General features: G+C 47.4%; 15 protein-coding genes, 2 tRNA genes and 3 pseudogenes. 10 read left to right on the forward strand and 10 right to left on the reverse strand.

Features of this window, described 5'->3' with window-relative positions; genetic code table 11:
* The first annotated feature begins 37 nt into the window (after window positions 1–37).
* From sufB to DW830_RS01835, 5 genes and pseudogenes are all read left to right on the forward strand, one after another.
* Window positions 38–1,489, forward strand: a complete 1,452-nt coding sequence (sufB, locus tag DW830_RS01815) for a Fe-S cluster assembly protein SufB (RefSeq protein ID WP_119248649.1) — start codon at window positions 38–40, stop codon at window positions 1,487–1,489.
* Window positions 1,490–1,532: 43 nt separating this feature from the next.
* Window positions 1,533–2,288, forward strand: coding sequence for a Fe-S cluster assembly ATPase SufC (gene sufC / locus DW830_RS01820; RefSeq protein WP_119248650.1), 756 nt, complete (start codon window positions 1,533–1,535; stop codon window positions 2,286–2,288).
* 13 nt (window positions 2,289–2,301) lie between these two features.
* Window positions 2,302–3,644, forward strand: a pseudogene (sufD, locus tag DW830_RS01825) (Fe-S cluster assembly protein SufD).
* An 11-nt stretch (window positions 3,645–3,655) separates the two neighbouring features.
* Window positions 3,656–4,870, forward strand: coding sequence for an aminotransferase class V-fold PLP-dependent enzyme (locus DW830_RS01830; RefSeq protein ID WP_119248651.1), 1,215 nt, complete (start codon window positions 3,656–3,658; stop codon window positions 4,868–4,870).
* Between the two features lie 60 nt (window positions 4,871–4,930).
* Complete coding sequence (locus DW830_RS01835; protein ID WP_119248652.1) at window positions 4,931–5,539, forward strand: ribonuclease HII; 609 nt, start codon at window positions 4,931–4,933, stop codon at window positions 5,537–5,539.
* Between the two features lie 155 nt (window positions 5,540–5,694).
* On the opposite strand, the gene DW830_RS01840 is transcribed toward DW830_RS01835, so the two are convergent.
* Window positions 5,695–5,776 (reverse strand) — tRNA-Leu (locus DW830_RS01840).
* A 50-nt stretch (window positions 5,777–5,826) separates the two neighbouring features.
* Window positions 5,827–5,908: transfer RNA gene (locus tag DW830_RS01845), tRNA-Leu, on the reverse strand.
* A 210-nt stretch (window positions 5,909–6,118) separates the two neighbouring features.
* Here DW830_RS01845 and DW830_RS01850 point away from each other — a divergent pair.
* Window positions 6,119–7,210 carry a mannose-1-phosphate guanylyltransferase gene (locus tag DW830_RS01850; RefSeq protein WP_119248670.1) on the forward strand — a complete coding sequence of 364 codons (1,092 nt, stop codon included), beginning with the start codon at window positions 6,119–6,121 and terminating at the stop codon, window positions 7,208–7,210.
* A gap of 43 nt (window positions 7,211–7,253) precedes the next feature.
* On the opposite strand, the gene DW830_RS01855 is transcribed toward DW830_RS01850, so the two are convergent.
* The 3 genes from DW830_RS01855 to DW830_RS01865 all read right to left on the reverse strand — a co-directional run bounded on the left by DW830_RS01855 (window position 7,254) and on the right by DW830_RS01865 (window position 11,955).
* Window positions 7,254–7,655 carry an HIT family protein gene (locus DW830_RS01855; protein ID WP_089544840.1) on the reverse strand — a complete coding sequence of 134 codons (402 nt, stop codon included), beginning with the start codon at window positions 7,653–7,655 and terminating at the stop codon, window positions 7,254–7,256.
* 111 nt (window positions 7,656–7,766) lie between these two features.
* Entirely contained in the window at window positions 7,767–8,234 is a 468-nt protein-coding gene (gene greA / locus DW830_RS01860; protein ID WP_119248653.1) for a transcription elongation factor GreA, read from the reverse strand.
* Window positions 8,235–8,448: 214 nt separating this feature from the next.
* On the reverse strand, window positions 8,449–11,955 hold the full coding sequence (locus DW830_RS01865; RefSeq protein ID WP_119248654.1) for a DEAD/DEAH box helicase: 3,507 nt from the start codon (window positions 11,953–11,955) through the stop codon (window positions 8,449–8,451).
* A 200-nt stretch (window positions 11,956–12,155) separates the two neighbouring features.
* Between DW830_RS01865 and DW830_RS01870 the strand changes: the two genes are divergently transcribed.
* Window positions 12,156–12,623 (forward strand): nucleoside deaminase, encoded by a 468-nt coding sequence (locus tag DW830_RS01870; RefSeq protein ID WP_119248655.1) that lies wholly within the window; start codon window positions 12,156–12,158, stop codon window positions 12,621–12,623.
* A 140-nt stretch (window positions 12,624–12,763) separates the two neighbouring features.
* The gene (locus DW830_RS01875; RefSeq protein ID WP_233544334.1) at window positions 12,764–14,011 is read left to right on the forward strand and encodes a uracil-xanthine permease family protein; all 1,248 of its coding nucleotides are present in this window, start codon (window positions 12,764–12,766) and stop codon (window positions 14,009–14,011) included.
* Window positions 14,012–14,072: 61 nt separating this feature from the next.
* Here the strand turns inward: DW830_RS01875 and DW830_RS01880 are convergent.
* Window positions 14,073–15,058: pseudogene (locus tag DW830_RS01880) on the reverse strand (YqiA/YcfP family alpha/beta fold hydrolase).
* 169 nt (window positions 15,059–15,227) lie between these two features.
* Between DW830_RS01880 and xpt the strand changes: the two are divergent.
* On the forward strand, window positions 15,228–15,794 hold the full coding sequence (xpt, locus tag DW830_RS01885) for a xanthine phosphoribosyltransferase (RefSeq protein WP_119248656.1): 567 nt from the start codon (window positions 15,228–15,230) through the stop codon (window positions 15,792–15,794).
* Window positions 15,795–15,862: 68 nt separating this feature from the next.
* Here xpt and DW830_RS01890 read toward each other — a convergent pair.
* A pseudogene (locus DW830_RS01890) lies at window positions 15,863–17,055 on the reverse strand (SGNH/GDSL hydrolase family protein).
* A 126-nt stretch (window positions 17,056–17,181) separates the two neighbouring features.
* Between DW830_RS01890 and gluP the strand changes: the two are divergent.
* Window positions 17,182–18,390, forward strand: a complete 1,209-nt coding sequence (gene gluP, locus DW830_RS01895; protein WP_233544335.1) for a glucose/galactose MFS transporter — start codon at window positions 17,182–17,184, stop codon at window positions 18,388–18,390.
* A gap of 90 nt (window positions 18,391–18,480) precedes the next feature.
* Here gluP and DW830_RS01900 read toward each other — a convergent pair whose 3' ends face one another.
* The 3 genes from DW830_RS01900 to DW830_RS15710 form a co-directional block, all read right to left on the reverse strand.
* The gene (locus DW830_RS01900) at window positions 18,481–19,368 is read right to left on the reverse strand and encodes an Rpn family recombination-promoting nuclease/putative transposase (RefSeq protein WP_119248658.1); all 888 of its coding nucleotides are present in this window, start codon (window positions 19,366–19,368) and stop codon (window positions 18,481–18,483) included.
* A 233-nt stretch (window positions 19,369–19,601) separates the two neighbouring features.
* Window positions 19,602–20,222, reverse strand: a complete 621-nt coding sequence (locus DW830_RS01905; protein ID WP_119248659.1) for a hypothetical protein — start codon at window positions 20,220–20,222, stop codon at window positions 19,602–19,604.
* A 4-nt stretch (window positions 20,223–20,226) separates the two neighbouring features.
* Window positions 20,227–20,370, reverse strand: coding sequence for a hypothetical protein (locus DW830_RS15710; RefSeq protein WP_158573411.1), 144 nt, complete (start codon window positions 20,368–20,370; stop codon window positions 20,227–20,229).
* Window positions 20,371–20,409: the final 39 nt, after the last annotated feature.

Genomic DNA, 20,409 nt, shown 5'->3' on the forward strand with positions numbered 1-20,409 from the left:
TTTAGGGTTAAAATAACGAAAGGTTATTCTAAATAAAATGGCAGAAATAGAGAAAGAACAGAATCAGGTTGTCAAGGACGTGATAGACCAGAAATACGAGTATGGTTTTACCACCGAAGTACATACTGAAATCATAGAAAAGGGTCTCAACGAGGATGTTGTGCGCCTGATCTCGCAGAAGAAGGGAGAGCCAGACTGGATGCTCGAATTTCGTCTGAAAGCCTACAATTACTGGAAGACGCTCAAGGAGCCAAAGTGGGGACACGTGCACGTGCCACCTGTTGACTACCAGGAGATTTCATACTATGCCGATCCTTTGGCTAAGAAGCCGAAGAACAAGGAGATAGACCCAGAGCTGGAGAAGACATTCGACAAGCTCGGTATTCCTCTGGAGGAGCGTCTGGCTTTGAGCGGCACCGCCGTAGATGCCATCATGGACTCTGTGTCGGTGAAGACTACCTTCAAGGAGAAACTCCGTGAGAAGGGCGTCATCTTCTGCAGTATTGGTGAGGCTGTGAAGGAGCATCCTGATTTGGTAAGAGAGTATCTGGGAACCGTAGTTCCTTATCGTGATAACTTTTATGCAGCCTTGAACAGTTGCGTATTCAGTGATGGCTCATTCGTTTATATTCCTAAGGGTGTCCGCTGTCCGATGGAGTTGAGCAGTTACTTCCGCATCAATGCCCGTAACACCGGTCAGTTTGAGCGTACATTGATCATCGCCGATGATGATGCCTACGTTTCTTACCTGGAGGGATGTACAGCGCCAATGCGTGATGAGAACCAGCTCCATGCAGCTATCGTAGAGATTATTGTCAAGGACAATGCTGAGGTGAAGTACTCTACCGTTCAGAACTGGTATCCTGGTGATGAACATGGTAAGGGTGGCGTGCTGAATCTGGTAACCAAGCGAGGCGACTTGCGTGGTGTGAACTCTAAGTTGAGTTGGACTCAGGTAGAGACTGGTTCTGCAATCACATGGAAGTATCCTTCCTGCATCTTGCGTGGTGATAACTCTGTAGCTGAGTTCTACAGTGTGGCTGTTACCAACAACTATCAGGAGGCTGATACGGGTACCAAGATGATTCACATGGGTAAGAACACCAAGAGTACCATCATCTCGAAGGGTATCTCGGCAGGTCATAGCCAGAACTCCTATCGTGGTCTGGTTCGTGCCACATCCAATGCCGACAATGCGCGCAACTACAGTTCCTGCGACTCCTTGTTGCTGGGTAGCGATTGTGGAGCGCATACCTTCCCATATATGGATGCCCATAACGACACAGCCGTGTTCGAGCATGAGGCAACCACCTCGAAGATTTCAGAAGACCAGCTCTTCTATTGCAATCAGCGAGGCATTCCTACTGAGGAGGCAGTCGGTCTGATCGTAAACGGTTATGCCAAGGATGTGCTCAACAAGTTGCCTATGGAGTTTGCCGTAGAGGCACAGAAACTCCTGAGTGTTTCACTCGAAGGAACCGTAGGATAATCATCATAATTCCCGATGAAATCGATAAAAATTGACTAAAATTATGTTAGAGGTAAAGAATCTGCATGCTACTATTGCAGGCAAAGAAATATTGAAAGGTATCAACCTGACCATTAAGGATGGTGAGATACATGCGATTATGGGACCTAACGGTTCAGGTAAGTCAACCTTGAGCGCTGTGCTTACAGGTAACCCTCTCTATACCGTAACCGAGGGTGAGGCTATCTTCAACGGTAAGAACCTTCTGGATATGAAGCCAGAGGACCGTGCCCGTGAAGGCTTGTTCCTCTCTTTCCAGTATCCAGTGGAGATTCCTGGCGTATCTATGACCAACTTCATGCGTGCGGCTATCAATGCCAAGCGTGAGTATCAGGGTTTGGAGCCATTGAATACCAGCGAATTCATGAAACTGATGCGTGAGAAACGCGAGTTGGTGGAACTGGACAGCAAGTTGGCTCGCCGTTCTGTAAACGAAGGTTTCTCTGGTGGTGAGAAGAAACGTAACGAGATTTTCCAGATGGCAATGTTGGAGCCAAAGCTCTCTATCCTCGATGAAACCGACTCTGGTCTCGACGTGGATGCGATGCGTATTGTGGCTGACGGTGTAAACAAGATGCATACCGACCAGACTTCTGCCATTGTCATCACTCACTATGAGCGTCTGCTCGATATGATTAAGCCAAGTGTGGTTCACGTTCTCTATAAGGGTAGAATCGTGAAAACTGCCGGTCCTGAACTTGCCAAGGAGATTGAGGCTCGTGGCTACGACTGGATCAAGGCTGAAGTAGATGAGAAATAATAGGAGGATGGCTATGCTTTCAGAAAAACAATATTTAGACTTGTATCAGTCTTCTTCGAGAATGATCAAGAAGAACAGTGCTGAGGTTCTCAATGCGGTGCGCGATGCTGCTTTCGAGGACTTCCGTCGCTTGGGCTTCCCTTCCCGAAAGGTAGAAAGATATAAGTACACAGATATGAGTGCCATCTTCGAGCCAGACTATGGCTTGAACTTGAACCGTCTGGAAATTCCGGTAGATCCATACGAGGCTTTCCGCTGCGATGTGCCTAATCTGAGCACCTCACTCTACTTTGTGGTAAATGATGCTTTCTATAGCAAGGCACTGCCTAAGGTAGAGTTGCCGGAGGGTGTAATCGTGGATTCTTTGAGCAAGATTGCTGCAGAAAACCCTGAATTCATCGGGAAATACTACGCTAAGATTGCCAAAACCGATGAAGATGGCATCACCGCATTGAATACTTTCCTGGCGCAGGATGGCTTGCTGATTTATGTTCCAAAGAACGTGAAGGTGGAGCGTACCATTCAGGTCATCAATATTCTCCGTTCGGATGTAGATTTGATGGTAAACCGCCGTGTTCTCATCGTCATGGAACAGGGTGCTGAGGCTAAGTTCCTCTTCTGCGACCATGCAGCCGATGACAAGAACTTCCTCGCAACCCAGGTTATCGAGGCATTTGTAGGCGAGAATGCCAGTCTCGACCTCTATTGCCTGGAGGAGACTCATTACAAGAACCGCCGTGTAAGCAACGTGTATATCGAGCAGCAGGCTAACAGCCGCGTGAACCATAACGTCATCACGCTTCATAACGGTATTACCCGCAACCGTCTTGACCTCGTATTCAAGGGCGAGGGAGCTGAGTGCTTCTGCAATGGTTGTGTGATAGCCGACAAGAACCAGGTGTTGATAACAATACGCTCATCGATCATCAGGTGGGTCATTGTACCAGCAACGAGCTTTATAAGTATGTACTCGATGGTGAGGCACGTGGCGCTTTTGCCGGCAGAGTGCTGGTTCGTCATGGTGCCCAGAAAACCACTTCGCAGGAAACCAACCAGAACCTCTGTGCTACGAAGACTGCCCGCATGTTCACCCAGCCGATGCTGGAGATCTATGCTGACGATGTGAAGTGTGCACACGGTAGTACTGTAGGTCAGCTCAACGATGCCGCCCTGTTCTATATGCAGCAGCGTGGTGTGAGCCGCGAGGAGGCAAGGTTGCTCCTTCAGTTTGCATTTATCAACGAAGTCATCGACAAGATGGAGCTGGAGCCATTGCGTGACCGCCTGCATCATCTCGTAGAGAAGCGATTCCGTGGTGAACTCAATAAGTGCGAGGGTTGTAAACTCTGTAAATAAACTATTTTGCTATGTATGATATCAATCAAGTAAGAGCAGATTTCCCGATTTTATCGAGAAAGGTCTATGATAAGCCATTGGTGTATCTGGATAATGCGGCAACCACGCAGAAGCCATTGTGCGTGCTCGATGCCATGCGCGACGAGTATCTCAATGTAAATGCCAATGTGCATCGTGGCGTTCACTATCTCTCTCAGCAGGCTACCGACCTTCATGAGGCAGCCCGCGAAACCGTGCGCAAGTTTATCAATGCGCCTAAGGTTGAGGAAGTCATCTTTACCCGTGGCACTACAGAGAGTCTGAATCTCATGGTTTCATCGTTCTGCGATGCCTTTATGAGCGAGGGCGACGAGGTGATTATCTCTACCATGGAGCATCATTCCAATATCGTGCCTTGGCAGTTGCAGGCTGCCAAGAAGGGAATCGCCATCCGTGTAATCCCTATCAACGATAAAGGTGAGATTAACCTCGATGAATTCGCCAATTTATTTACCGAACGCACCAAAATCGTGAGCATTGCCCAGGTGAGCAACGTGCTCGGTACGGTGAATCCGGTAAAAGAGATGATAAAGATTGCTCATGAGCACGATGTGCCTGTCATGGTGGATGGCGCTCAGAGTACTCCTCATTTTGCTGTGGATGTACAGGATATGGATTGTGATTTCTTCGCTTTCAGCGGTCATAAAATCTATGGTCCTACCGGTATCGGTGTGCTTTACGGCAAGGAAGAGTGGCTGGAGAAGTTGCCTCCATATCAGGGAGGTGGCGAGATGATTGAGAGTGTGAGCTTCGAGAAGACCACTTTCGAGAAGTTGCCATTCAAGTTCGAGGCTGGTACTCCTGATTATGTAGCTACCCATGGTTTAGCAAAAGCCATCGATTATGTCTCTGCGCTCGGTATGGATAACATTGCCAAGCATGAGCAGGAACTCACCCGCTACTGTATGGACCAGATGAGAACCATCAATGGAATCAGGCTTTTTGGTGAGCAGGAAGGCAAGGATGCCGTTGTCAGCTTCTTGGTTGGTGATATTCATCACATGGATATGGGAACCTTGCTCGACCGCCTGGGCATCGCCGTTCGTACAGGCCATCACTGTGCACAGCCTTTGATGGACCGCTATGGCATTCTGGGAACCGTTCGTGCAAGCTTCGCCCTGTACAACACTAAGGAGGAGGTTGATGCGCTTATAGCAGGCGTAAAACGCGTTTCTCAGATGTTCTAGGTCGGACAGTGAACTTGTTCGTCTTCTTAACTTCATTTATCTTCTTAAGTAGATATGAATATGTTAGAAAGTCATTATTATAAGGATATGATTGAGGCGGGCTGCGATGAGGCGGGCAGAGGTTGTCTGGCTGGTAGCGTCTATGCTGCAGCAGTGATTCTTCCTCCCGATTATCACAACCCTGACCTCAATGATAGCAAAAAGCTGACTGACAAGAAACGCAAGGCGCTCCGTGAACAGATAGAGCGGGATGCTGTGGCTTGGGCTGTGGGCATTGTTACTCCCGAAGAAATCGATCAGATCAATATTCTGAATGCGAGTTTCCTGGCGATGCATCGTGCCTTGGACCAGCTGAAGGTACGTCCTGAGGCGGTGATTGTGGATGGTAATCGTTTCAAGCCTTACAAGGACCTGCCTTATACCACGATTGTAAAAGGCGATGGAAAGTATCTCTCGATAGCTGCGGCGAGCATTCTTGCCAAAACTTATCGTGATGACTATATGGATGAGCTTGCAGAGGAATATCCACAGTACGACTGGAAGGGCAACAAGGGTTATCCTACCAAGAAGCATCGTGACGCCATCAGGGAGTTTGGCATTACGCCTTATCATCGCAAGAGCTACAATCTTCTAGGCACAGGTGAACTCTCACTCGATTTTAAAGACTAGGCATCATAGCTGCAGTGCTATGATTTCCATATAAAAAAGCCGCTCAACAGATTTGCCTGTTGAGCGGCTTTTGATTTTGATTAGAAGTCGAGGGTGATGCCCTTTTCCTAATCAGGCAAAAAAAAGAGCCGCAAGTAAAAACTTGCAGCTCCTTGTACCCAGACCCGGGATCGAACCGGGATGGGTTGCCCCACTGGTGTTTGAGACCAGCGCGTCTACCGATTCCGCCATCTGGGCGATGGTGTTTGCAAAGGAAAGAGCCGCAAGTAAAAACTTGCAGCTCCTTGTACCCAGACCCGGGATCGAACCGGGATGGATTGCTCCACTGGTGTTTGAGACCAGCGCGTCTACCGATTCCGCCATCTGGGCGATTGCGGGTGCAAAGGTACAAATAAAAATTGAAATAGCAAACTTTTTGGTGATTTTTTTTCTGAAAAACAATTCCAAGGGCGAAAAAAGCTAAAAATGTGTTTTATTTCTCCTATTCTTTATTAAATTCTTAGAAAAGATTTGGCTTTTTCGCAGATAATGAGTAATTTTACACTTGAATTTAGTAACTTATAAAAAATGAACTATAATATGACACTTAATGATAATAATAATTATTGTGTGATTCTCGCAGGTGGAAAAGGTCGAAGACTTTGGCCATGTAGTCGGAGCAGTCATCCAAAACAGTTCATTGACTTCTTTGGAGTCGGACGTACCCAATTGCAGCAGACATTCGATCGCATGGCAAAGATAGTACCTGCCGACCATATTTATATCAATACCAACGAGGAATATGTAGATCTGGTGAAAGAGCAATTGCCAGAGGTTTCTGCCGACCGCATTATGGCTGAGCCTATTCATCGCAATACGGCTCCAAGTATGGCTTGGGCTAACCATCGCATTTCCATGCTGAACCCTGATGCGTGCATCATCAATACTCCTTCCGATCAGGCCATCTTCAATGAAGAGGCTTTCCGCAAGAATGTTTTGGAGGGATTGGCGTTTGTTGCAGCTAACGACCGTTTCCTGACGATGGCTGTCAAGCCTACCCGTCCTGAACCGGGTTATGGTTATATCCAGATGGGCGATGTGGTAGAAGAGGATATCTATGCCGTACAGTCGTTTACGGAGAAACCTGAACGTGATTTCGCCAAGATTTTTGTTGAAAGTGGAGAGTTCTATTGGAATACGGGTATCTTTCTGAGCAATGTCAAGCATCTGCGTGAGTGCTTCTGCAAGATTCTGCCTCCCGTGCTTCGTGAGTACGATAAGAAATATCCGGAGTTCAGCATAGAGACGGAGAATGTCTATATGAAGGAGAGCTTCTCTTCCTATCCTAACATCTCGGTAGATTTTGGCATATTGGATAAGCCATCCAATGCCTGCATGATGAAATGCGATTTCGGATGGGCCGACCTGGGTACCTGGCACAGTATCTATGAGGCGATGCAGAAGAGCGAGGATGACAATGTGGTGATAGACAGCGATGTCATCATCGAGGATTGCCATAATACGGTGGTGAAGATGCCGAAGGGCAAGCTTGCCGTACTCAATGGTCTTGATGGCTTTATCGTTGCCGAGAAAGACAATGTGCTCCTGGTATGCAAGAAGGAAGATTCCTCTGCCCTGATTCGCAAGTATGTGAATGAGATACAGATGAAGAAGGGCGATGAATACGTATAGTATAGAAAAAGAGCAGCGAATCTTCGCTGCTCTTTTTCTATGCTTATAACTTCTGGAATTCTGTATAAATCTTGTTGGCGATTTCCTTGAACTCCTCTTCTGAGAGCTTGAGATGCTCCTTGCGGAAGTTCACGTCAGCCTCGCTGTTCATAGGAATGAGATGGATGTGAGCGTGAGGAACTTCCAGGCCCAAAACCACCTGAGCCACCTTCTTGCATGGGAAGGCTGCCTTGATAGCCTTGGCTACTTTCTTGGCGAATACCTCAAACTCTGCCAGGTCTGCATCCTCCATATCGAAGATGTAGTCCACTTCCTTGCGAGGAATCACCAAAGTATGACCTTTGCCGATAGGGCTAATGTCGAGGAAAGCATAGAACTTGTCGCTTTCTGCACACTTGTAGCTAGGAATCTCTCCCGCTGCAATCTTTGAAAAAATGCTTGCCATAATCTCTATTTCTGTTTAAAATGAATAATATATCTTGATGGGCTTACATATAACATAAAAGGAACCGTCATACGGGCATCACTGTCCGTATGATAGTTCCTTTATTCTTTTTTATTCAAATGAAATCTTGTCGATGCGAAGACTGATGGTGCCGCGAGGAATCTTGATTTCTGCAATTTCACCAACCTTCTTGTTGAGCAATCCCTGTGCGATAGGGGTCTTGATGGAAATCTTGCCTTCCTTCAAGTTAGCCTCGCTCTCGCTCACGATGGTATAGGTCATCTTTGCCTTGTTAGCCATGTTGGTCATCTCTACCTTCGACATAATCTGCACGCTGTCGGTGCTGAGCAGCTTGGTATCGATGATCTTAGCCTCGGCAATGGTGAGCTTCAGACGATTGATCTTATCTTCTAGATGAGCCTGAGCCTCTTTAGCGGCATCATACTCAGAGTTCTCACTTAAATCACCCTTATCGCGGGCTTCAGCAATTGCGGCTGATGCCTTAGGGCGCTCTACAGTTACGAGCTGTTTCAGCTCAGCTACGAGATTGTCGTAGCCTTCTTGTGACATGTAAGCCATAATTTTCTTTTTGTTTATTGTTATTAATTAAGTTGGCAGGAGGCATAAAAAATAAAGAATTCCAGTGCCTGTTGAGCACCGGAATCCTATATCTTATTGTGTCTCTTGTTTATCCTTTTGTTTATAATCCGATTGCAAAGATAGGACTTTATTTCTGAATCACCAAACTTTTTGGGGGAAATTTTGCAAAACGAGAAGCTTTTCCTGCTTTTATTCAACTTTCCGTCGCTTTTCTTTCCAAATATCCTCCCTTGCCTCTTACATATTCTATTAATTCGCTAAAAATCTGATTATTGCGCAGTATCTCCGGGTTGCCGGTCATAATCATCTGTTTCCTGGCTCGGGTAATGGCGACATTCAGCTTGCGGTCGATGATGGCTCCGTCTTCCACAAAGCTGTTGCCGGCAAGAAAATCGAGCTGCCAGATGTTCTGGATGGTGAAACTGTAGATGATGACATCACGCTGACTGCCCTGGTATCGCTCCACGGTATCGATGCTGATCTTTTCCAGTTCCGGGATGCCCAGCTTTTCGATGCCTTTGCGCACCATGGCTATCTGGTTGCGATAGGGTACGATGACGCCCACCGTCTTCTGGGCATCAAACCTGTCGCCGTAGAAACGGTGGATGCGGCGAAGCATATCCACTACGATTTCTGCCTCGTTGGCATTGATTTTGTCCGACACATTCGGTTCCTTGCAGAATCTGGAAGGGAGGAAGATCATGCGGTGTTCCTTCAGCAGGTCATCGAGTGAATCTTCTGATGGGAGGGTGTACGACAGTTCCGGCTCCAACTGATGCGGACAAGGTACGGGCTCCAGCTGCTCCCGGCGATAGAACATTCGGTTAGGGAACTCGGCAATTTCCGGGTGCATTCTTCCCTGGCGGCGCAGGATGCCGATAAATTCGGTGCGCTCCTCGTGGTCTTCCCATCTGATCAGGCGCTCGAAGAGGGAGTTGCGGCAGTTGGTGAGGCAGATGTCCTGCAGGATACTCATATCGATGACACCCCCTTTCTGACTGTCGTTGATGGTAGGAATGCCCGAATCCTTCTCGCTCTGCTGCACGACGGCTGGCAACTGCTTGTAGTCGCCGATGAGGATGAACTTATCTACAGCCGATAGCAGACCGATGAGATTGGGCTCCAGTATCTGGCTCGACTCATCGATGATGGCAAGCTTGAAGTGCTTCAGCGTAAAGATGAAGGGTTTGGAGGTCATCATCGAAGTGGTGCCCACAATCACGCGCGTACCTATTATATATTGCTTGATGGCTTCCAGCTTCGGACAGTCGCTGATAGCTTTCTCTATCAGATAAGGGCGGAATCGCTCATCGCAGGAATACTCGTTGCCGAGGCGAAGGAATGGGATGCCGGAATCTACCAGCATCTCGCAGATTTCATCCACGGCACGGTTGGTATAGCTCATCAGCAGGATAGAGGACGCAGGCTGAAAAGCCGACTTGCCTCCGGCGGCGATGCTTTCTGCTGTAGGCATCCCAGTTCCGTCGTTCAGTGCTTCTTCCACCATGAACTTCAGGGCACGACTGGTCTTTCCTGTTCCAGGAGGTCCCACGAGCAGGAAGTAATCCTGTGCCTGCTTGGCACGGAGGATGATGTCGTCCAATACATCGTCATAGTGTCTGGTCAATTCCTGCGAAGTGTCTCTCTCTGGAACACGCTGGCCCAGAAGAAGGTCGCGTTTGTCCTTTGGTGCACAGATAAACTGGTGCAGGTTGCGGATGCTTCCCCCCGTAGAGGCATCACTCGTTCCGTGTTCGATGGCATACGGCAGGTTCTTCTCAAAGATGTCGGCGTTCTGCTGTCCATCGGTCAGGTGAACCACGATTTCATCGCTGTGAATCTCCTGCAGCACACCTTTATATAATATAGCCTTTCTCACATCCGGTTCTTCCTTCAGCTTGTAGGTATAGAGATACACCATATCGCCGATGCGGAAGTTGGGCAGGAAGTCCTTGCCCTGGTCGGGTACGCTCAGGGTGATGGTATCATATCCGCTTCCGGCGCAGCTCTGTTCCTTTCGGATGATGTGCAGGTCGGTATAGATATTTCCGGCATCCTTCTTCTCGGTGAGTGGCATGGTCCAGAGGTCGCTGCTCGATGTGTTCGTTCCTTCCTGTGCACCCACCTTGCTGATCATCTGTTCCCGTAATACGAAGGTCATCATGCGACAGAAGTAGGCTTCCTCCAGGGGCGATAGGGTATGGAGCGGCTTGGTGATGGCTTCTATCTGTGGTTTCAGATACTTGTTGTAGAAGAAGTCCTGAGTGCCTGCCACATTCAATACCTCGGGGGTAAACTCGTTTAGCGCATGTTCGAAACCCTCCTTGGCTATCTCGAAGGAGGCGGCTACTAGCTGGTTGCGGTATTGGATGGCTTCCTTGAAGAGCTTCTGGTAGTAGGCTACCACCATCAGTCCGTCCTGTGGACGGTATTTGGAGTAGAGCAATCGGATGTTCACGCGGTCGTTGCTCAACTTGAAGTTGTGCTGCAATACACCATAGTAGAGCAGGAGCTGCACATAGTGAGGCTCCAACTGATAACTGTGATAACCTGGATCCACCTGATGGTTTTCGATATTCATGTTGCGTCCCGATTTCTGTTCCACCAGCAGCTTGCAGTCGGTGGTCATCAAATCTACACGTCCCTGAATGCCGAGGGCTTCGCAGACGAACGAAGGTTCCAGGATAGCTTTCTTCCGGTCGTAAAGACTTTCGCCACGGAAGGCTGACATCTGTGCCTGAGATGCGGTGCGGGGAAAGAGGATATCCACAACCTGCTGCAGATTGAAAGCCTGCAGGCTGGCATCGGTATAGAACTTCTTGGGGTCAAACCAGGGACAGGTGCAGAATTCCAGGGCTTTCTCCCGGAAGTTTGTCTTCACCGTCTCGTTCATCTGGTATTTGCCGTGGCTGTTGATGATGTCATCCAGCGCAGCTCCGGCAAAGTTACCCAGCAGGGTAGCCTGGGTGTTGGCTCTGGGCTTCATCAGGTTGAGAAGATAGAGCAGGGGATGATGACCGAAAGCCGTAAAACAGGTGGCGATGCTACTGATATCTACCAGATAATCCGGTTCCACCACGATGAGGCGGGGAGTGATGATGGGCTGCTTCACCTGACAGTCGAGCAGGTTGAGCTGCATCCCTTCCTTCAGGATATCCCAGAGATAGGTATGGTCGATATGATTCTCCTCATCCTTCAACTGCACGAGATATTCCTCCTCATCGGCATCCTGGTCGATGTCCACACGGATGAAATCTCCGTCCCAGTTCTTCACGATGCATCGGATACGGCGGTTGTTGATTTCCAGTCCCTTCTGATAAGGTCGGGGAGTATGCGGAATGAGTACGTTGAGTTTGTGGGGAACATCCACTCCGAATACTGCGGAGATGAAGAGGGCGAGGGCACGTGCATCGTATTTCAGGTCTTCGCCCGAAAGCGGTTCCTGCGAGTTGCTGTGTCGGCGCATGGTCTGGATGGCAATCTTGTCTGCCACCTTGATACCGCGTGCCTTGCATAGATAGTCCACCTGGGAGAAAAGGTTACCGAAAGCCTGTCTGGTATCCTTCACTCCTTCGTGGCAGCAGAGGATGAGGGTATCATGCATCATCTTGTTGCGAGTCTGCGGTTCCAGTTCTGGGAGCATCAGGAGTTCCCTTACCCTTTGGAAAAGTTCTGCGGCGCTGATATTGTTCTGATTCATGAGATATTGCTAATTCTTGAAATGTAGGTACAAAGATACATTAATTTATAGATAAAAGCAAGAAAATAGAGATAAAAGAAAAAAGCAGCAGGGCTTTTTCTAAAATATAGGTAAGAAATGCTTGCCGTATCATTTCTTTTTTGTATATTTGTAGCCCCCAAATGAAAAGATGGGATATGATTCATCTAAAAAAATAAACTATGACAAAAGAAGAATTGATGCATAGAGCCATTGAGCTCTCAAAGAATAGCGTGAAGACGGGTGGCGGACCTTTCGGTGCCGTTATCGCCAAGGACGGAATCATCATCGCTGAGGCTTCCAACAGTGTAACCATCGACCTCGATCCTACGGCTCATGCCGAGGTAAACTGCATCCGCCAGGCTACCCGCAAGCTGAAGACCTTCAACCTGGAGGGTTGCGAGATCTATACTTCCTGCGAGCCTTGTCCGATGTGCCTGGGTGCTATCTATTGGGCGCATCTCGACAGAATCTATTATGCCAATGATAGAAAGGATGCGGCAAAGATAGGTTTCGACGATGAGTTTATCTACGAGGAGATAGACCGCAAGATAGAAGACCGCCACAAGCCGATGATTGCCCTGATGCGCGATGAGGCGCTGGGCGCTTTCCGCATGTGGGAGGAAAATACAGAAAAAACGGAGTATTAACACTCCGTTTTTTTATTGTTCAACGAATTATTCTACTAAAAGAACCGATTTCTCGGATTTTCTTTGTAATTTTGCCGCCAAATTCAGAAAAACCCTGAATTCTCTGATTATATGGAAATTCTCTAATTATTATAACGACAATGGAACAGCCAATAGAAAATCTCTACAAGCTTGACGGTAGAGTGCCCGTCGGTAAAGCACTCCCATTTGGTCTTCAGCATGTCTTGGCGATGTTCGTCAGCAACATTGCTCCAATTATGATTCTTGCCGGTGCGATTGGATTGGATAGTTCGGTGAGCGCCGTGCTCATCCAGAACTGTATGGTCATCGCCGGTATCGGTACTTTGATACAGCTCTATCCTGTATGGCGCATCGGTTCCCGTCTGCCTATCGTGATGGGTATTTCCTTCACCTTCCTTTCGCTTGCCATCGCCATTGCCGGTGCTCATGGCATAGGTACCCTGGTGGGAGCGGTTATCGTCGGCGGTCTGGTAGAAGGTACACTCGGTCTCTTTGCCAAGTACTGGATCAAGCTCATTCCGCCTGTAGTGGCAGCAACCGTAGTAACAGCCATCGGTTTTTCGCTGCTTCCAGTAGGTGCGAACTCTTTTGCCGGTGGTCAGGGTGCTGCCGACTTCGGAAGCATGAACAATTGGGTTGTGGGTTCAGTAACCTTGCTCGCATGTCTCCTCTGCCAGATTTTTGCCAAGGGATTCCTCCGCTCTCTGTCGGTATTGGTTGGTCTGCTGGTAGGTTATGTCTTGGCGCTCTTTATGGGAATGATAGATTTTAGCGGACTTTCTGGTCTTTCTATCATTGCCTTGCCAAAGTTGTTGCCATTCACTCCTGAATTCAATATCGGTGCCATCCTCTCGGTGGTAGCAGTTTATCTGGTTTCTGCCACAGAGACCATCGGTGATACTTCTGCGCTCTGCAACAGTGCCTTGAAGCGCGATCCTAATACCAAGGAGATGGGTGCTGCCGTATGCTGTGATGGTTTTGTCAGCTCCGTATCGGGTCTCTTCGGATGTACTCCTATCACTTCCTTCAGCCAGAATGTAGGTTTGGCAGCCATGTCGGGAGTTGTAAACCGCTTTACCATAGCCTTGGGTGCCATCATCATGATTATCGGTGGTGTATTCCCTGCTATCGGATATGTGCTCACCACCATCCCTCAGGCAGTATTGGGAGGCTGTACCATCATGATGTTTGGTAGCATCCTTTTTGCCGGTTTTGGTATGATGGCTCGCACGGGTTTCTCTCAGCGCAACATGGTCATCGTGAGTCTTTCACTCAGCGTGGGTCTCGGCTTACATCAGCAACAGGTATGTTCAATATCTTCCCTGAGATTGTACGCACCGTTTTTGCTGATAACTGTGTGGCAGTAGTCTTCCTGCTTGCCGTGATCCTGAACCTCGTATTGCCAAAGAATCTGGATAAGGCATAAGATTACTGTCCACCCAGTCTTTCGAAGAAGGTGATGATTTCTTCGAAGGTCTTGAATTCATCACTGCCATATTCTATGGTTGTACCCATGAAACCGTCGCATGGGCGAGGGTCGATGAAGTAATCGCCGTAGAGCAGGTTCTTCTGATTGCAGAAGATGATGTGGTTGTAGGTTGGGGTAGAGAGATATTCCTCTACCCAGGTCTGCACCTTCGCCATATATTCATGGTCGTTGGTTGGCGCTGGGGCTACGATATATACGTTGTAATGCTCTATCAGCATCTCGTAAGCCTTGTGCATTGAACTGGTTGCCTTCATGTAACTGTCGTGCAGGGCATCAAAGTCGATATATACGATAGGGCGCTCCTTGCCGTTCTGCTTGTCGTCAATCCATCGGATTACCGGACAGAGATAGTGGAATGCCACCTTGTCGATGAGTCGGTGCTCGCCATGGAAGTGGATGGCCTGTGGATAGTGCTCATGGAAGAGGTCGAAGGTATGTACCACCGGATCTTCATCGCCGAAGAGGCCATATACCCGCTCCTGTTCCTCGGGAGTGATATCCTGGAAGCATCGCTCGGTGAAGTCGCGGTATTCCTTGATAAGACCTTTGGTAACCATCAGCTCATTCACTCCATCCTTTCTCGGGTTCTGGAATTCCTGCTTGCCGGTCATGCTGCTCATCGTGTTGCCCATCTCGAGGCTGGGTTTACGAGGATGCGGTCGAATCCTTTCAGCAGCTCGGTGTACATTCCGCCCATCGAAGTACCGATGATGAGGTCGGGTTGCTCAGTCTCTGCCATCTTCTGCAGCATCTCTATGGCTTCTTCCGGATGAACCGGGATGTCTTCAGCCACGAGAATGGCGTTAGGCATCAGTTCCTGCAACATCTTCACGGTGCCGCTCTGAGCAGAAGAGAGGAAACCGTGCACATACATGATTTTCTTGCCCGACATCAGGTCGGGGAATTGCTTGATATATGGATTCATATTCTTATAATTTTTATTGGGGGTAACTCCTTAACTTCTTTCACCCCCAGTTATTTTGCTGCAAAATTACGGTAAATTGCAGACAAAACAAAATTATTGGGCGATAAACTTTCTTGTTTGCGAAAAAAGTAGTAATTTTGCATCCAATAACCAAAAAGTTCAAGTCATAATGGATTTACTGAAAGAAAGAATTATGCAGGAGGGCCGCTGCTTTCCTGGTGGAATCTTAAAAGTAGATAGCTTCGTAAATCATCAGATGGACCCAATCCTGATGATGGACCTGGCTAAGGAATTCGTGCGCCTTTTCAAGGACATCAAGTACAACAAGATTGTTACTATTGAGGCTTCGGGCATCGCTCCTGCCATCATGGTGGGTTACCTGACCAATCTTCCTGTTGTCTTCGTCAAGAAAAAGCAGCCTAAGACGATGGAGGGTATGATTACCTCTGTGGTTCACTCTTTTACCAAGGATCGTGACTATACGGTTTGTGTGAGCAACAGCTATCTGACTCCTGAGGACCACGTGATTTTCATCGACGACTTCCTCGCCAATGGTAACGCATCCAAGGGTGTGATGGATCTCTGCGAGAAGGCTGGTGCCAAGATCGAGGCGATGGGCTTCATCATCGAGAAGGCTTTCCAGCATGGTGGTGACTTCCTGCGCAAGGAGGGAATCCGTTATGAGGCGCTCGCTACTGTAGAGAGCCTGGAAGATTGCAAGATTATCCTGAAATAATACACCTATTTTATATATAACAAAAGCCGCCCACATGACAAGGCGGCTTTTGCTGTTTTTTATATCTGCTATTTTACAATGTCTGCTGCATAGATTCCCATCGCCTTATAGCCTGTTGGGTTAGGGTGGAGCCAGTCGCTGCTGGCATATTCCCGCTTCATTCTTCTGTCATCATTCGGATCTTGAAGCAGCTTGGCGAAATCCAGGATGCCATCCACGTTCTTCGCCTGACTTCGGATCCAGTCGTTTACATAGAGTCGGGCAGCTTCGTGGAAGTGGGTATAATATCCTGCGCCCTTGAAAGGGGTGATGGTGCCCAGATAAACCTTCATTTTCCTTGCCTTCGCCTTCTTCACCATTCCCTGGATGCTCTCGATGATCTTCCTGGCTACGGTTTCGCTGCTGCCGCTTCTGGCTGCACCGATGTCGTTGACTCCCTCGAAGATCACCACCTTCTTGACGCCGCTCTGCATCAGGATGTCTCTGTCGAAACGTTCCTTGGCGAGGGCTCCGAAACCGCCCGGTACGGTTACGCGGTTGTTGCCGATGCCCAGGTTCAGCACACCTTGATTGGTTATCTTATGCTTCAGCTGCAGCATCTCCGACATCACGTCGGGCCATCGGTTCTGGGCATTGTCGGTAGAGCATTTTCCGTCGGTGATGGAATTTCCGATGATGGCGATGGCACTCATGTTGTTGTTCATCGTATAGACATCGATGCCGCTGATGTTGTACCAGTGGTTCTCCCGGAAAGCCTTCTCAAAGTTGGAGTGGGCATTGGTTACTCCCTTCATGATATAAGAGGTGGTGCGGGAACCCATGTGTACGGTCGGCACTTCGGGAGCCGAGGTATAGTTGATGGTGATGGCTACCCGTTCCAGATTTCTGAGATTGAACTTCAGGCATCGCTCACAATCTGCTTGCCGGCAGGGATGACGGTCTTGTAGCTGTTGCCGAATTTGAAGTATTGTGCCGTTTTGGCATCGATGGCAAAGGAATCCTTGGCATGAGCGATGTAGATGGAGCGGATTTCCACGGATTGCATCGAATAGATGTTACTCAACTTGAGGCGAATCACGTCACCTCCTATGCTAACCTTTACCACCTGGCGTACCGAACGGTTAGTCATGCAATTGTTATAGGGCATAAATGATTTGACTACAGTTTGCGGAGCTGTGGCCCAGGTGCCTACCCAGTTCTGTGCAAATGAAACAGTTGATATGGCACAGAACACCATAAAGAAAACTAATAATCTTTTCATCATACGTGCAAAGTTAGATAGAAAAGGCAATAAAACCAAGAAATTTAAAAACTTTTTTCATAAAACTTTGGAGAATATAGAGAAAAGTTGTACCTTTGCCCAAAATTCTAACTAAAATATAAGTCTATGCAACCAACAAAAAGTTTTGCGATTCCATTGTCGTTTATTGGAATCATGTTTTTCTCTTTGGGCTTTGCCCTGGGTATTAATTCCTTACTGGTGCCTGTATTGCAGGGCTCGCTGGGTATTTCCAATGCTGCCTCTTATCTCATCATCGCAGCCACCTTCATTCCGTTCCTGATTTTCGGTTATCCTGCCGGACTCACCATCAAGGCTATCGGTTACAAGAAGACGATGTCGCTGTCGTTTGTCATCTTCGCAGCAGCATTCTATCTCTTCATCCTTTCTGCAGATGAGAAGAGTTTTCCTCTGTTCCTGCTTGCTTCGTTTGTGAGTGGTGCTGCCAATGCCTATCTTCAGGCATCTGTCAACCCTTACATCACCATTCTGGGTCCTTTGGATAGTGCAGCCAAGCGTATCAGTATGATGGGTATCTGCAACAAGCTGGCTTGGCCAATCCCATCTATGTTCATCGTATGGCTGTTGAGCAAGGATGTTCATCTCATCGGAATCGAGGATTTGTCCAAGCCATTCTGGATCATCATCGTAGCGTTCCTGGCTTTGGGTGTTCTGGCATTCCTGGCTCCATTACCAGAGGTAAAGGCTGCCGGAGAGGATGAATCAGAGGAGGAGGAATCTGCAGCCTGCGCTTATGCGGCAACCAAGACCTCTGTCTTCCAGTTCACTCACTTGCTTTTGGGCTGTCTGGCGCTGTTCCTTTATGTAGGTGTTGAGACGGTTTCTCTCGGTACATTGGTAGATTATGCCAATTCCCTGGGTTTGCCTGGTGCAGCTAACTATGCCTGGATTGCTCCTATCGGTATTGTTATCGGTTATATCTGCGGTATCATCCTGATTCCTAAGTACATCAGTCAGGCGGTAGCCTTGAAGCTCTGTTCGTTCCTGGCAATCGCCGGAGCTTTGCTGGTGGTTCTTACTCCAGCCGAGATTTCCATCTATTTCATCTCATTGATGGCATTGGGTTGTTCTCTGATGTGGCCTGCTCTCTGGCCATTGGCAATGGCAGATCTGGGTAAGTTTACCAAGTCTGGTTCTTCCCTGCTCATCATGGCGATGTTTGGTGGAGCCGTTCTTCCTACGCTCTATGGCAGTTTGAAGGATGCAGTAGGTGCTCAGCAGGCATATTGGCTCTGTCTCCCTTGCTTCCTCTACATTTTGTATTACAGCATCCACGGCTACAAGATCCGTTCATAGTATCGTTTCTTATCAGCTGAGATGATAAAAAAGTAAGGTGTATCCTCTATAGCCTTCGATGATGAAAGGCTAGGGGATACACCTTTTATATTATAGTCTTTTAATTTCCTGCTCTGTCAAACCAGTAATTAAAGCTATCTGCTCTATGCTCAATCCATTAGCCAGCATTTTGCGAGCAATGTTATTTTTCTCTTCAGTTCTACCTTCAGCTCTGCCTTCAGCTCTGCCTTCTTCCATACCTTCCAATCTTGCATTTCCCAGAACGTCATTTTGAATCATGATGGCATTGATGTGCTCATCGTATGCATAGCGTTCTGCATCCGACATGGAATAGTATTTCAGCTTCTCACGAGCTTCCTGCAGACCTGGCGCTTGGGTTTCTGGAGAGATGACACCATTCTTCAGATACTCAACCCATTCTTCCAATGGTGATTTAGCCACCTTGTTGAATTCGTTTACACGAACCAGAATATAAGTTGGGAAAATCTCGGAAGGCGATTTCCTCACTATCGTATCTTTCTCCTTGGTGCTGATGATCAGATGGTCTTGGGTATGCAAGCCCACGAAGTTATTCTGTCCCACATAGATGTAGTCTGATCCCTTTCCCAGATCAAAGTACAGAATGCTGATGGAATATACTTTCTTCACCTCTTTGTATGTATTTCCCAGATTGATATGCTCTGTAATAGCTTTAGCTACTCCATATAGCACACGCTCCAGGTAATACAGCTCGCTTGTGTTCTGTATCTCGACGATAATGATTTCTCCCTTGCTGTTTTTCGCCTTGATATCTACCCTGTTGAACTTATCATTAGCCTGTTGCTGGTTTCCTTCGCTTTCCAGGATATCAACAATCTTAATAGGTTCATTCAGAAACACAGTCAAGAAGCCCTCAAGCACACCAAAGTTCGCCTTTTGGCGAAGCAAACGCTTGATAGCCCAGTCAAATCTTATGTATCTATCTCTTAGCTCTGTCATATTTGCCTCCTTATTTTAATAATTCAACTTTCGTGCTGCAAAGATTATGCTAGCGAGCGTGATATAAGCTTGCTTACAAATTGCCGAGCGCTGCTAATCTTCTGCAAAGATACGCTTTTCTTCTGAAAGATGCAAGGAATTATTGGAAAATATTTGAGGCTGAGGAAGATAAAAAGAAAAAGGTGTGTCCCGCTTGCCCGATATATGGGGCAAGAAGGATACACCATTTTATATTATGGGTTAGGATAATCTTGATTGATACCTCTAGGAAGAAAATAACCCTTGATGCAATTTGGATTGCAGACACATATCTGAATATGATTCTTTTCTCTGAATCCTGCATTAGGATATAGTTCCTGCCCTTCCCAAAATACACCTTTTACAGAATCATAAGGATGGGCATTAGCCTTTTTGTTGTATGTTAATGCTGTTTGAACAACAGCACAATCCAATTTTCTAATCAGTAAATCTGTAGATTTACCGATAGATGTATTTTTGGGTAATTCTAATCCTGACTCTTTATAAAGTTCAACCATAGACTCATACGCATCTTTTAATTCCTGAAGATAAGAACTGTCCGTAAGGTCAAAACAATAACCTAAGTCTATTATTGCTCCAACAACAGCCGGTTCTTTTACTTGCGAATTTCTTCTTTTTGCTAAATCTTTAGCCCATAGCCAAGCTCTTTCTTCGTTATTCTCCCAAAAGTAAATACCATTACCTAACCAGTCATAGTCATTAGTACTGGAAAGAAGATCGGTCTTTCCAGCAACTACGGCATCGACAACAGACTTGTCGCAACCATGAAATCCAATTACCAGGTTGGAGCGCCTTGAATACAAAGACTTGTCCATAGTTTTATCTCAAATGTGGTGCAACTTCTCCGTTTGGCAACAAGATTCCTGCCTCAATGAGAAATTTTCTTGCTGCTTCTTTACTGGCAGTAGAAGCCTTTCTTACAGCCTCTAATCTTTCTTGTCTTTTGCTATCAAATAAATCCATTTTCTACCTCCTTATTTTAATGATTCAACTTTCGTGCTG

Source organism: Prevotella sp. AM34-19LB (assembly GCF_003468525.1).
Taxonomy (GTDB): Bacteria; Bacteroidota; Bacteroidia; order Bacteroidales; family Bacteroidaceae; genus Prevotella.

Excerpts from the sequence above, each read along its gene's own strand:
- DW830_RS01870 (WP_119248655.1), top strand. The coding sequence starts at position 12,156 with ATGACAAAAGAAGAATTGATGCATAGAGCCATTGAGCTCTCAAAGAAT.
- sufB (WP_119248649.1), top strand. The coding sequence starts at position 38 with ATGGCAGAAATAGAGAAAGAACAGAATCAGGTTGTCAAGGACGTGATA.
- DW830_RS01850 (WP_119248670.1), top strand. The coding sequence starts at position 6,119 with ATGACACTTAATGATAATAATAATTATTGTGTGATTCTCGCAGGTGGA.
- DW830_RS01855 (WP_089544840.1), bottom strand. The coding sequence starts at position 7,655 with ATGGCAAGCATTTTTTCAAAGATTGCAGCGGGAGAGATTCCTAGCTAC.
- xpt (WP_119248656.1), top strand. The coding sequence starts at position 15,228 with ATGGATTTACTGAAAGAAAGAATTATGCAGGAGGGCCGCTGCTTTCCT.
- greA (WP_119248653.1), bottom strand. The coding sequence starts at position 8,234 with ATGGCTTACATGTCACAAGAAGGCTACGACAATCTCGTAGCTGAGCTG.
- DW830_RS01835 (WP_119248652.1), top strand. The coding sequence starts at position 4,931 with ATGTTAGAAAGTCATTATTATAAGGATATGATTGAGGCGGGCTGCGAT.
- DW830_RS01865 (WP_119248654.1), bottom strand. The coding sequence starts at position 11,955 with ATGAATCAGAACAATATCAGCGCCGCAGAACTTTTCCAAAGGGTAAGG.
- DW830_RS01830 (WP_119248651.1), top strand. The coding sequence starts at position 3,656 with ATGTATGATATCAATCAAGTAAGAGCAGATTTCCCGATTTTATCGAGA.
- DW830_RS01900 (WP_119248658.1), bottom strand. The coding sequence starts at position 19,368 with ATGACAGAGCTAAGAGATAGATACATAAGATTTGACTGGGCTATCAAG.
- sufC (WP_119248650.1), top strand. The coding sequence starts at position 1,533 with ATGTTAGAGGTAAAGAATCTGCATGCTACTATTGCAGGCAAAGAAATA.
- DW830_RS15710 (WP_158573411.1), bottom strand. The coding sequence starts at position 20,370 with ATGGATTTATTTGATAGCAAAAGACAAGAAAGATTAGAGGCTGTAAGA.
- gluP (WP_233544335.1), top strand. The coding sequence starts at position 17,182 with ATGCAACCAACAAAAAGTTTTGCGATTCCATTGTCGTTTATTGGAATC.
- DW830_RS01875 (WP_233544334.1), top strand. The coding sequence starts at position 12,764 with ATGGAACAGCCAATAGAAAATCTCTACAAGCTTGACGGTAGAGTGCCC.
- DW830_RS01905 (WP_119248659.1), bottom strand. The coding sequence starts at position 20,222 with ATGGACAAGTCTTTGTATTCAAGGCGCTCCAACCTGGTAATTGGATTT.